Origin of the sequence: Pseudomonas agarici, from assembly GCF_001543125.1 — a bacterium.
GTDB lineage: Bacteria > Pseudomonadota > Gammaproteobacteria > Pseudomonadales > Pseudomonadaceae > Aquipseudomonas > Aquipseudomonas agarici.
The window spans coordinates 2,838,912-2,850,944 of sequence record NZ_CP014135.1; the positions used below are offsets into that span (position 1 = coordinate 2,838,912).

The window sequence follows — 12,033 nt, forward strand, 5'->3', positions numbered from 1 at the left end:
CTTGCGCTGTCGACCTATCGACCTATCGACAGCGGGAGGCGAATTCTACAGCGTTACACGCTGCTGTCAACACCTCTTTTACAGCGCTTCCGGGCTTCGATGAACTGAAGACCACATCGTTCTAAATCTACTTAACTCACTGAATGAAAAGGAGTTTTTCGTTTCGACCGCGTCGGAAGTGGGGCGAATTATAGGCCTATGGAATTCGCCGTCAAGCATTGATTCAAATTTTCTATCGCAGGCACTTCTGATAGACGAGAAGGCATCCAAATTGGGCAATATATTGCTCAATCATTCATTGTTAAGCATCATAGGCTGACAGCCCCTCTTCATATGACTTATTGCCCGCTCTGGATGACACTACCCCATGACTCAGCAGTCTCGCAGACTGGCCACGGCACTCTTTCCCGTCGGCCTGCTGCTTATCGCAATGGCTTCCATTCAATCCGGTGCCTCCCTGGCCAAGAGCATGTTCCCCCTTGTCGGGGCCCAGGGCACCACTACCCTGCGCCTGATCTTTGCCAGCGTCATCATGCTGCTGATACTGCGCCCCTGGCGGGCAACGTTCACCGCCAGGCCCCTGCGTACCGTGATCATCTACGGCATCGCCCTGGGTGGCATGAACCTGCTTTTCTATATGGCTCTTCGCAGTGTGCCCCTGGGCATCGCGGTCGCCCTGGAGTTCACCGGGCCACTGGTTGTGGCGATCCTGGCCTCACACCGAGCCATCGACTATTTATGGATCGGTCTGGCGATTGGCGGCCTGCTGCTATTGATTCCAACGGGAAACACCAGCGCCAGCATTGACCTGGTCGGTACACTCTATGCGCTGGGTGCGGGTGCCTGCTGGGCCCTGTACATTCTGTTCGGACAGAAAGCCGGTGCGGACAACGGTATCCAGACCGCTGCCTGGGGCGTGATGATCGCCGCCTTCGTCGTGGCCCCGTTCGGCATCGTCCATGCCGGTGCGGCACTGCTGACGCCCTCGCTTATCCCGGTCGCCCTTGGCGTCGCCGTCCTCTCCACTGCCCTGCCCTACAGCCTTGAAATGGTCGCGATGACGCGAATCCCTGCGCGCACCTTCGGTACCTTGATGAGCATCGAACCGGCCTTCGGCGCCCTCTCGGGATTGCTGTTCCTGAGCGAGTACCTATCCCTGGCGCAATGGCTGGCTATCGCCTGTATTATCTGCGCTTGCTTCGGCGCAACCCTGACCATGCGCAACGAACCCAAGCCTGCCATGGCCGCCGATTGATACAACAGGTGACGCGGCTCTGGTATTTCTCGCGCAAATAAGAGATGTTTACATCTAACTCAATGCCAGCCTTGATAATTTCGGACGAGGCATTCATGGAAGACAGCAGCGGGCACGAAAAAAAAGCCAAACTCGGACACGTTGATCCGTGGGCTGGAGATTAAGGACAGGAATGAAGCTCTTTTTGATCGTCTTGGCAGTACTCGCCGTCGCTGGCTGTAGCGCCACTTCCAAGCCAATAAAACATGGCAAGCGAGGCGTACATATCAACTGCTCGGGACTGACGTCCTCCTGGGAAAAATGCTACACCAAAGCCACCGAATCCTGCGGCGAAAATGGCTACAAGGTCATCGCCAAGTCCGGTGATGCCGTCGAAGACCCCGGCGACTACCCTTTCGGCCTGAACCCCGCGGGCTATACCAGTCGCAGCATGATCATCATGTGCAAGCGTTAGGAACGCCCCTGCGATCTGGCTTGTGGATAGACTCAATGCGCTGGCCAGTTTTGTCGCATCCCCCGACAAAAACCTGAAAACCGCGCCCTGGCAACGACGCGGTCAGCGATCAGATCGGCGCAGTGCGGGTATTCAACCAGTCCAATGCGGCACCGTTCAACAACGGGCTCAAGCGCTCACGCACTTGGGCATGATAGTCGTTTAACCACCCGCGCTCCTCCAGGCTCAGCAACGATGGCTCCAGGCAGCGAGTGTCGATCGGGCACAGGGTCAGGGTTTCGAAGCGCAGGAATTCGCCGAACTCGCTCTTGCCCGCTTCGCGGTTCATCGCCAGGTTCTCGATACGCACGCCCCAACGACCGGGTCGGTAAGTGCCCGGCTCGATTGAGGTGATCATACCTGGCTGCATCGCCGTCTGCGGGGCCGCGACCGCCTGGTAGGCGATCACTTGTGGACCTTCGTGGACATTGAGGAAGTAACCCACGCCGTGGCCGGTACCATGGCCATAGTCGACACTCTCCGCCCAGATCGGTGCGCGGGCGATGGCATCGAGTAGCGGCGACAGGATGCCACGGGGGAATTGCGCGCGGGACAAGGCAATTACCCCCTTGAGCACCCGCGTGCAGTCACGCTTCTGCTCGGCGGTCGGCGTGCCCACCGGAACCATCCGGGTAATATCAGTGGTGCCACCCAGGTATTGGCCCCCGGAGTCGATCAGCAACAGGCCGTCGCCTTCGATCACCGCGTGTTCCTGCTCGGTAGCGTGATAGTGCGGCATCGCGCCATTGGCATTGAACGCGGCAATGGTGTTGAAGCTCAGGGACACATAGCCAGGGCGGCGGGCCCTGGCAGCGGTCAGTTGTTCGTCGATGGTCAGCTCGGTGATCCGCTCACGTCCCAGCGCCGTTTCCAGCCAGGCGAAGAACTCACAGAGGGCTGCACCGTCTTGCTCCATGGCCTGGCGGATATGCACCGCATCCTCCAGGCTCTTGCGCGATTTCGCCAGGGTGGTCGGGTTCAGGCCTTCCACCAGCCTGACCTCAGCACCGAGATGGTCCAGCAAGCCGCAGGTGACACGGGCGGGATCCACCAACAGGCTCGAACCAGCCGGCACGTTCGCCAGGGCCGCGGCCATCTCGCTGTAGTCACGCAGGGTCACGCCATCCTGCTCCAGAATCTGCAGCAATTCGGCACCGACCTTATCGAGGGCGACAAACAGGCTGGCCTGGTCCTGGCTGACCAGGGCGAAGGAGAGGAACACCGGGTTGAACGACACATCGGCGCCACGCAGATTGAACAACCAGGCGATATCGTCCAGCGTTGCGATGAAATGCCAGTCGGCGCCGCGACTCTTCAGGTCCTCGCGCAACTGCACCAGTTTCTCACCGCGACTGACAGTCGCCTGTGGTGGCAGGTGCTGATAGATCGGCTGGTTCGGTAATACCGGGCGGTCTTCCCAGACTTGCCGTAACAGATCGATGTCGGTGCGCAGGCGGGCACCACGGCTTTGCAGCTTGTCTGCCAAAGTACGCGCCGAAGCCAGTGCCATCACCGCGCCATCGACTGCTACCACGCCACCTTCCGGCGTTTGCTCGGCCAGCCACTCCAGCGGTCCGGATTGCCCCGGTTGCAACTTGACCAGTTCGATGCCACTGCCGGTCAGCTCCTTGGTTGCCTGCTCCCAATAGCGGCTGTCAGCCCAGACCCCGGCAAACTTCGCCGTGACGATCAAGGTACCGACCGAGCCATGAAATCCCGATAGCCATTGCCTGCCCTGCCAGTAGGCGGGCAAGTATTCCGACAGGTGCGGATCGGCTGATGGCACCAGCAAAGCGTAGACGCCCTCGCGGCTCATCAGCTCGCGGGTACGCGCCAGGCGCTGGGGTACGGTTCCCTGACTCAAGGTCGGCGTGCTCATCATGCCTCCTGCTAATCACGTATTTAATTGTTATCCGGTGTCGATAATGGATCAGTCACCACCACGGGGCAACCGTCCAGGCGGATGGTTATCCCAAGGAGATGAGCAATGGCACACCCGCATCCGACGCTCAGGCCGAACGCCGGTACGCTAATGTTGTGGGGGCACGGCAGTCATGGCAACTATCTGGGCGAAAACGCCAGTCAGATAGCTACCCTATAAGCACTTGAGGGACTTTGCACAGTTGGCAAAAAACTGAATCGCCGCAATTCGCACGTTCAGCTCTGATGGGTATATCGGTGACTGCCACGGTCGGCGCTGATTTCACTTTGCTCATCGAAGCCATAGACCTTGGATGGCTGTCCGAGCAATTCGGCTTTCTTTTGCTGATATTCATCGAAGGATAGCCCGCGCCGATTCAGCGCTTCCAGTGCCAGTTGCTTACTTTCTTGCGCGCTGTAGGGACGCAATTCGGGAGAGGGATGACTGGCGCAACCGGCCAACACCGACAGCAGCAGGAGCAGTAAAACCGCAGGTGAATGTCTCATGACGCAACTCCCGAAAACCTGGTGTAAGGCAATGGATACAGGCTACCCGGCACCCCGTCGAAGCAGAAATCACCCTGCTCGATAGTCGCTATCGATTGCTTTTACCGCTCCTTGGAAATTGCGCCTAATATTCCTTAAAGAATTACAAAAATTGAAATATATTCATTTAAAGAATATATAAACCCCTTATCAATCATAGAATCCGATAAGGTCGCGGCAACATTCGCTAATGAGTAAGATGGCGACCTTTGCGCGCCACCCTGCCGCGTACCCTGCCGACCTAAGCGGACTCCATGCCTTTCGATCTCAGCGTAGACCTGACCACCCTCGCCATTCTCGCCGTCGTTGCCTTTATCGCCGGATTCATCGACGCCATCGCCGGCGGCGGCGGCCTGTTGACCACCCCAGCGCTACTCACCGCCGGCCTGCCGCCGCACCTGGTGTTGGGCACCAACAAACTCAGCTCGACCTTCGGTTCGGCCACCGCCAGCTTCACCTTCTACCGGCGCAAGCTGTTCCATCCACGCCAGTGGAAACTGGCGATCTTTGGCACCCTCGCGGGCGCGCTGATCGGCGCGGTGACTGCGCATTTCCTCCCGGCCGAATGGCTGAACAAGATGCTCCCGGTGATTGTCTTCGGTTGCGGCCTATACCTGCTGTTCGGCGGCACGCCCAAGGCGCCGCTGGACAGCGATGCGCCGATCAAAAGAAAGTGGCAATTGCCTCAGGGTTTCAGCCTGGGTTTCTACGACGGTGTGGCCGGTCCCGGTACCGGCGCCTTCTGGACCGTCAGCAGCCTGCTGCTCTACCCCATCGACCTGGTGAAGGCCAGCGGCGTGGCCCGCAGCATGAACTTCGTCAGCAATATCGCAGCCCTGTCGGTGTTCATCTTTTCCGGCCAGGTGGATTGGCTCATCGGCCTGAGCATGGGCGTCTCGGTGATGATCGGCGCATTCTTCGGCGCCCGCACCGCCATCAGCGGCGGTGCGAAGTTCATTCGCCCGGTGTTCATTACCGTGGTCCTCGGCCTGACCGTGCGCCTAGCCTGGCAGCACTGGTTCAGCATGGCCTAGACGGCGCGCCACATACAGGTCGATCAGGTGGCGGGCAATCGAGCGCGACGCCGGTAGCGGTGGCAGGTCGTGGATATTGAACCACTGGGCGTCCTCGATTTCGTCGGCCTGAGGCACAATATCGCCAGAGGCGTATTCGGCATGGAACCCGAGCATCATCGAATGCGGGAACGGCCAGCACTGGCTACCGACGTACCGGATATTGCTGACTTCGATCTGTACTTCCTCGCGCACTTCACGGATCAGACACTCCTCCGCCGACTCGCCAGGCTCGGCGAAACCAGCCAGGGTGCTGTACATCCCACTGACGAAACGCGGTGAACGGGCCAGAAGCACCTCATCGCCACGGGTGATCAGCACGATCATGCTCGGCGAGATCCGCGGATAGGCCCGTAGCTCGCAAGGCTGGCAATACATCGCACGCTCCCCCGGCACCTGCTTCGCCGGCTGCCCGCAGCTCCCGCAGAAACGGTGCTCGCGAGCCCAGGTGCCGATCTGGGCGGCATAGCCGAGCATGCTGTACGTGGTAAAATCGCCTTCGAGCATGAATCGGCGCAAACCCTGCCAGCGGCAACCCGGCACCTCCACCGTGGACTTGAGTTCCAGCAGGTACACCGGCTCACCGTCGCGATGACCGATACCCTGCTCGCAGAGCACTGGCAATTGCTGGCGTTTGAGCCAATCGCGGGGAAACAGCACACCGTTGTCATCCAGCAGGAAACCCTCGGGACCTCGGGCTACGGCCCAGCCGCCGGGTTGTTCGATATCCAGCACTGCGGTTGTCCAACCTTGAGTCATTGCGGTTCCTTAGGGACCGGGACACGGCCCTCAGTCCTGAAATTCAGGTTTCTGCTTGCTCATGTGGGCCGCGATGGCCACACGCAAGTCCGTCGATTGCAACATGGCGGCATTCCAAGTGGCAACGTATTCCAGACCGTCGTCGATACGGTGATCGCGCATATAGCCGAGCATTTCCTTGGTGCCACTTACGGCGATCGGCGATTTGCCGGCAATTTCGCGCGCAATCCCCATCACGCCAGCGAACAAAGCATCGTGATTGGGATAGATACGATTGACCAGGCCGATACGCAGCGCTTCGTCACCACCGAACTGGCGACCGGTGTAGGCCAGCTCACGCAACATACCCTCGCCGATGATACGCGGCAGACGTTGCAAAGTGCCGACATCGGCGGCCATGCCGATATCCACTTCCTTGATCGAGAACTGTACATCCTCGGCGCAATAGCGCATGTCGCAAGCGGCGATCAGGTCGATGGCACCGCCCAGGCAATAACCCTGGATCGCCGCCAGTACCGGCTTGCGGCATTTATCGACGGCATTGAAGCACGCCTGCATGTGCAGGATCTTGCGTCGCAACAGGCGGGCGTTGCGACCGACATCCGTGCCCAACTCATTGCTGACGGCGGCCAGCAACATCAGGTCGATGCCCGAGGAAAAATGCTTGCCCGCCCCGCTGAGGACCACCACTCGCACGGCATCGGTGTCATCGATCCACCGGAAGATCTCAACGATTTCGCTCCAGAATGCCGCGCTCATCGCGTTGATCTTTTCCGGGCGGTTGATCTGCACGTGGGCGATATTGTCGGCCAACTCGACACGAAAGGTTTGGTATTCGGACATGACAGGCATCCTTGGCAAGGTATTGATCAGGCTGGGACTATAGCAAGGGGAAGCACCAGTCTGTAGGAAGCAGACAGGTCAAAAACCGGACCCATGCCTTGATCTTCAGGAATTCTTACGTCACCTTGCCCGCACTCTTACAAACAAGGACTCGCCGATGTCATCGCTGACTTCAGCCTTCGCCCACAACTTCCTCGGGCACTCCCCTCGCTGGTACAAGGCCTGCATCCTTGCCTTCCTGATTCTCAATGCACTGGTGCTGTGGTGCATCGGCCCGGTCGCCGCCGGCTGGCTGCTGGTGCTGGAGTTCATCTTCACCCTGGCCATGGCCCTCAAATGCTACCCGCTGATGCCCGGTGGCCTTCTGCTGGTCGAAGCCCTGCTGCTACGCATGACCAGCCCCGAAGCGGTGTACGACGAACTGCTGCACAACTTTCCGGTGATCCTGCTGCTGATGTTCATGGTGGCCGGCATCTACTTTATGAAAGATCTGCTGCTGTTCCTGTTTTCCCGGCTGTTGCTGCGCGTACACGCCAAGGCGCTGTTGGGGCTGCTGTTCTGCTTTCTCTCGGCGTTCCTGTCGGCCTTTCTCGATGCCTTGACCGTTACCGCAGTGATCATCAGCGCCGCCGTGGGTTTCTATTCGGTCTATCACCGCGTGGCCTCGGGCAATGACCCGCGCCAGGACAGCGATTTCAGTAGCGACCACCAGTTACCGAGCCTGCACCACGCCGACCTCGAACAGTTCCGCGCCTTCCTGCGCAGCTTACTGATGCATGGTGCGGTGGGCACGGCCCTGGGCGGTGTCTGCACCCTGGTGGGCGAACCGCAGAACCTGTTGATCGGCCATGAAATGGGTTGGCATTTCAGCGAGTTCTTCCAGAAAGTCGCACCGGCTTCGTTGCCGGTCCTGGCGGCGGGCCTGGTGACCTGCGTGTTACTGGAGAAACTGCGCTGGTTCGGCTACGGCACCTTGCTGCCGGATAATGTTCGCGCCATCTTGGCCGCCTACGCCCGTGAAGACGACGCCGAGCGTACCCCACGCCAGCGCGCCGCCCTGATCGTGCAAGGGCTGGCGGCGCTGATCCTGATTGCCGGACTGGCCCTGCATGTCGCCGAGGTGGGCCTGATCGGCTTGCTGGTGATCGTGCTGATCACCGCCTTTACCGGCATCACCGACGAACACCGGCTAGGCAGCGCCTTCAAGGACGCGATGCCGTTCACTGCCTTACTGGTGGTGTTTTTTGCGGTGGTGGCGGTGATTCACGATCAACAACTGTTCGTGCCGCTGATCCACTGGGTGCTGAGCCTGCCCGCCGACCAGCAGCCGGGCATGCTGTTTATTGCCAACGGTCTGTTGTCGGCCATCAGCGATAATGTGTTCGTCGCCACGATCTACATCACCGAGGTAAAACAAGCGTTCGCCAGCGGCCAGATGAGCCGCGAGCACTTCGAAACCCTGGCGATCGCGATCAACACCGGCACCAACCTACCGAGCGTGGCGACACCCAATGGCCAGGCAGCGTTCCTGTTCCTGCTGACGTCGGCGATTGCGCCATTGATTCGCCTCTCGTATGGGCGGATGGTGTGGATGGCCTTGCCCTATACGGTGGTGATGGGACTATTGGGTTGGTATGCGGTGAGTCATTGGCTTTGAGGGGATGGCCGTCTTTGGCGCCCTCAAGGCCACTAGCGCCGAGCCAGGATCAGCTCCTCGATGGCCCGCGCCGCGCCGTCTTCGGTATTGCTGCCGGTCACTGCATCCGCCTGGCGCTTGATCGCCTCTTCGGCCTGGCCCATGGCAATCGCCAGCCCGGCCCGGTGAAACATCGCCGGGTCGTTGCCGCCATCGCCGATGGCCGCCGTCTGTTCCAGTGGCACGCCGAGCCACTTCGCCAGCGTCACAAGCGCCTCGCCCTTGTTGGCCTGCCTCGCGGTGATATCCAGGTAGGCCCGCTGCGAACGACTGGCCAGCGCCTGATCCGCTACCAACGGCTGCAACAGCGCCTCCAGGTCGATCAGCAACTGTGCATTGCCGCTGGCGCCGACGATCTTGTCGATACGCTCCAGGTATGGACCGAAATCCTCCACCACCGTCGGCGGATAACCCAGCGCATGCTGTTCCCGAGGCACCAGGGGGCCGTGGGGATTACGCAGCAGCCACTGGTTGTCGGCAAATACCCAGACCTCGACTTCCTCATGTCGGGAGAGCAGCTCCAGGGTGCAAATCGCTGTGTCCCGTGGCACGTAGTGGGTGACTAGATAGCGGCCATCGGGGTGCATTAACGTGCCGCCATTGAACGCCGCCACCGGCAGGTCGACGCCCAGGGCCTCGATCTGCTCGCGCATCGCTCGCGGTGGACGCCCGGTGGCGAGACTGAAGAACACCCCCGCCGCCCGCAAAGCCCGCACCGCCTCGACGGTACGCCGACTGAGGCTGTGATCGGGACGCAACAGGGTCCCGTCCATATCGCTGAGCACTAGCCGGATCGGATACCGCGCCGTGCCACTCATCCAAGGCTATGCCAGACACGGCCATCACGGGCCAATAACTCGTTGCCTGCTTCGGGACCGTTTTCGCCAGCCTTGTAGCCCTGCACCTGATTGTCTTCACGCCAGGCATCGAGGAACGGTTGCACCGCCCGCCAGCCGTTCTCGATATTGTCGGCGCGCTGGAACAGCGTCTGATCGCCAGTCAGACAATCGTAGATCAGCGTTTCGTAGCCAGTGGAAGGCTGCACCTCGAAGAAATCCTTGTAGGCGAAACCCAGCTCGACATTGGCCATGTCCAGCGCCGGCCCCGGACGCTTGGCCAGCAGGTCGAACCACATGCCTTCGTTGGGCTGAATCTGGATCTTCAGGTAGGTCGGTTGCAGGCGCTCGACCTCGGTGTCGCGGAACTGCGCATACGGCGCCGGCTTGAAGCAGATGGCGATTTCCGTATCGCGCACGCTCATGCGCTTGCCGGTGCGCAGGTAGAACGGCACGCCGACCCAGCGCCAGTTGTCGATCATCACCTTGAGGGCCACATAGGTTTCGGTGTTGCTGTCCGGTGCCACATGGTCTTCCTCACGGTAACCGGGCAGGGACTTACCGCCCAGTTCACCCGCCTGGTACTGGCCACGCACCGAGTTGGCCCGTGCCTCTTCGATACTCCAGGGACGGATCGCGCCAATCACCTTGGCCTTTTCTCCGCGCACCGCGTCGGCACCGAACGCCGCTGGCGGTTCCATCGCCACCATCGCCAGCAACTGGAACAGGTGATTGGGCACCATGTCACGCAGCGCGCCGGTATGCTCGTAGAAACTGCCACGGGTTTCGACACCGACGGTTTCGGCGGCGGTGATCTGCACATGGTCGATGTAATGGTTGTTCCAGAACGCCTCGAACAGGCCGTTGGAGAAGCGGCTGACCAAGATGTTCTGTACGGTTTCCTTGCCCAGGTAATGGTCGATGCGATAGATCTGCTTCTCGCTCATCACCTTGAGCAGACAGGCGTTGAGTGTCTCGGCGGTGGCCAGGTCGCAACCGAAGGGTTTTTCGATCACCACCCGGCGAAACGCCTCGGGGGTTTCCTCAAGCAGGCCCGCCGCGCCCAGGCGTCGCGCCACTTCACCGAAAAAGCGCGGGGCGGTGGCAAGATAGAACACTGCATTGCCGGTGCCGCTGGCGGCAATTTTGTCGGCCAGCGCCGCGTAGGTCGAATCGTCGAGAAAGTCGCCCTGGACGTAGCTGATGTTCTTCGCCAGTTTGCTCCAGAGCGCCGCGTCCAGCGCCTCCTCCGGGCTTTTTTTGCTCTTGGCGGCGACCTCGGCACGGCTGAAATCTTCCAGCTTCCGGGCGAAGTCGGCATCGCTGATGGCGTTGTGATCGACGCCGACGATGTGCAGGTTATCGCCCACCAGACCATCGCGACTGAGGTTATACAGCGCCGGCATCAGCAGGCGTTTGACCAGGTCGCCATGGGCGCCGAAGAGAAACAACGTGGTCGGCGGCGCCGGTTCGGCTTTGCGTTTGCTACGGATGGCAGTCATTTTTTCGGTGTCTCCACATGGCCGCCGAAGCCGAAGCGCATCGCCGACAGCAGTTTGTCGCCGTAGGTGCTTTGCTGACGGGAGCGGAAGCGGGCAAACAGCGAGTTGGCCAGTACCGGCACCGGCACCGCCTGCTCCATGGCCGCCTCGATAGTCCAGCGCCCTTCGCCGCTGTCGGCCACCGCTCCGCTGTAGCCCTCAAGTTGCGGGTCGCTGGCCAGGGCGTCGGCGGTGAGGTCCAGCAACCATGAGGACACCACGCTACCGCGCCGCCAGACCTCAGCGATATCCGCCAGATTCAGGTCGAAACGCTGGTCTTCGGGCAAGCTCGGCGAGTTCTTGGTCTTGAGGATATCGAAGCCTTCGGCGAAAGCCTGCATCATCCCGTACTCGATGCCGTTGTGGATCATCTTGACGAAGTGCCCGGAACCCGGCGGCCCGGCATGGATATAGCCGCGCTCGGCGCGATCGTCGGCGCTGACCCGGTCGCGGGTGCGGGCAATGCTGCCGACCCCGGGGGCCAGGGTGGCGAACAGCGGATCGAGGCGTTCGACCACCTTGGCGTCACCGCCGATCATCATGCAGTAGCCGCGCTCCAGGCCCCAGACTCCGCCGGAGGTGCCGACATCGATATAGTCGATACCCTGTTGCGCCAGCTCCTGACCGCGACGGATGTCGTCCTTGTAGAAGGTATTGCCGCCGTCGATGATCACATCGCCGGTGTCGAGTAGTGTGCTCAACTCGCCAATGGTGTCCTCGGTCGGCGCACCGGCCGGCAACATCACCCAGATTGCCCGGGGTTTATCCAAGCCGGCCACCAATGCCGGCAGGTCGGCGACACCTCGGGCGCCTTCTTTGACCAGGTTGGCGACAAAGTCGCTATTGCGGTCATACACCACAGTCTGATGGCCATCAAGCATCAGGCGCCGCGCAATATTGCCGCCCATGCGGCCCAGTCCGATGATTCCAAGTTGCATGCAGGGTACTCCCGATATCGATGAAAAACTCTGACACACCTTAGCCCAGCCACACGCGGATGTCTGTCTCGATAGCGGCTGAAACGCCGACACCCAGCGCCGATGCTACTATCTGTCAGTTAAGCCAACGTGC

At 60.6% G+C, this 12,033-nt stretch carries 11 protein-coding genes; 4 read left to right on the forward strand and 7 right to left on the reverse strand.

Annotated features, from left to right (window positions below; all coding sequences use genetic code 11):
* Positions 1-367 precede the first annotated feature (367 nt).
* Both rhtA and AWM79_RS12580 read left to right on the forward strand, forming a co-directional pair.
* The gene (rhtA, locus tag AWM79_RS12575; protein ID WP_060782988.1) at positions 368-1,255 is read left to right on the forward strand and encodes a threonine/homoserine exporter RhtA; all 888 of its coding nucleotides are present in this window, start codon (positions 368-370) and stop codon (positions 1,253-1,255) included.
* A 172-nt stretch (positions 1,256-1,427) separates the two neighbouring features.
* A complete protein-coding gene (locus AWM79_RS12580; protein WP_017132030.1) occupies positions 1,428-1,709 on the forward strand; it encodes a hypothetical protein in 282 nt (93 codons plus the stop codon).
* 109 nt (positions 1,710-1,818) lie between these two features.
* On the opposite strand, the gene AWM79_RS12585 is transcribed toward AWM79_RS12580, so the two are convergent.
* Together AWM79_RS12585 and AWM79_RS12590 are read right to left on the reverse strand one after the other, a co-directional pair.
* Entirely contained in the window at positions 1,819-3,627 is a 1,809-nt protein-coding gene (locus AWM79_RS12585; RefSeq protein WP_060782989.1) for an aminopeptidase P family protein, read from the reverse strand.
* 278 nt (positions 3,628-3,905) lie between these two features.
* Positions 3,906-4,175 carry a hypothetical protein gene (locus AWM79_RS12590; protein ID WP_060782990.1) on the reverse strand — a complete coding sequence of 90 codons (270 nt, stop codon included), beginning with the start codon at positions 4,173-4,175 and terminating at the stop codon, positions 3,906-3,908.
* A 293-nt stretch (positions 4,176-4,468) separates the two neighbouring features.
* Between AWM79_RS12590 and AWM79_RS12595 the strand changes: the two genes are divergently transcribed.
* Positions 4,469-5,248 (forward strand): TSUP family transporter, encoded by a 780-nt coding sequence (locus AWM79_RS12595; RefSeq protein WP_060782991.1) that lies wholly within the window; start codon positions 4,469-4,471, stop codon positions 5,246-5,248.
* Here the strand turns inward: AWM79_RS12595 and nudC are convergent.
* Both nudC and AWM79_RS12605 read right to left on the reverse strand, forming a co-directional pair.
* Entirely contained in the window at positions 5,216-6,046 is an 831-nt protein-coding gene (nudC, locus tag AWM79_RS12600; protein WP_060782992.1) for an NAD(+) diphosphatase, read from the reverse strand. The two genes, AWM79_RS12595 and nudC, sit on opposite strands and share 33 nt — an antisense overlap.
* Before the next feature lie 30 nt (positions 6,047-6,076).
* Positions 6,077-6,889 (reverse strand): crotonase/enoyl-CoA hydratase family protein, encoded by an 813-nt coding sequence (locus tag AWM79_RS12605; RefSeq protein ID WP_060782993.1) that lies wholly within the window; start codon positions 6,887-6,889, stop codon positions 6,077-6,079.
* A 157-nt stretch (positions 6,890-7,046) separates the two neighbouring features.
* Between AWM79_RS12605 and nhaB the strand changes: the two genes are divergently transcribed.
* Complete coding sequence (nhaB, locus tag AWM79_RS12610; protein WP_060782994.1) at positions 7,047-8,546, forward strand: sodium/proton antiporter NhaB; 1,500 nt, start codon at positions 7,047-7,049, stop codon at positions 8,544-8,546.
* A gap of 32 nt (positions 8,547-8,578) precedes the next feature.
* Here nhaB and AWM79_RS12615 read toward each other — a convergent pair whose 3' ends face one another.
* The 3 genes from AWM79_RS12615 to gnd are packed head-to-tail and all read right to left on the reverse strand — an operon-like array spanning position 8,579 to position 11,900.
* Positions 8,579-9,403: a Cof-type HAD-IIB family hydrolase gene (locus AWM79_RS12615; protein ID WP_060782995.1), complete on the reverse strand. Its 825-nt coding sequence runs from the start codon at positions 9,401-9,403 to the stop codon at positions 8,579-8,581.
* Positions 9,400-10,923 carry a glucose-6-phosphate dehydrogenase gene (gene zwf, locus AWM79_RS12620; RefSeq protein ID WP_060782996.1) on the reverse strand — a complete coding sequence of 508 codons (1,524 nt, stop codon included), beginning with the start codon at positions 10,921-10,923 and terminating at the stop codon, positions 9,400-9,402. The genes AWM79_RS12615 and zwf overlap by 4 nt, the downstream gene beginning before the upstream one ends.
* Entirely contained in the window at positions 10,920-11,900 is a 981-nt protein-coding gene (gene gnd / locus AWM79_RS12625; protein WP_017132039.1) for a phosphogluconate dehydrogenase (NAD(+)-dependent, decarboxylating), read from the reverse strand. The genes zwf and gnd overlap by 4 nt, the downstream gene beginning before the upstream one ends.
* Positions 11,901-12,033: the final 133 nt, after the last annotated feature.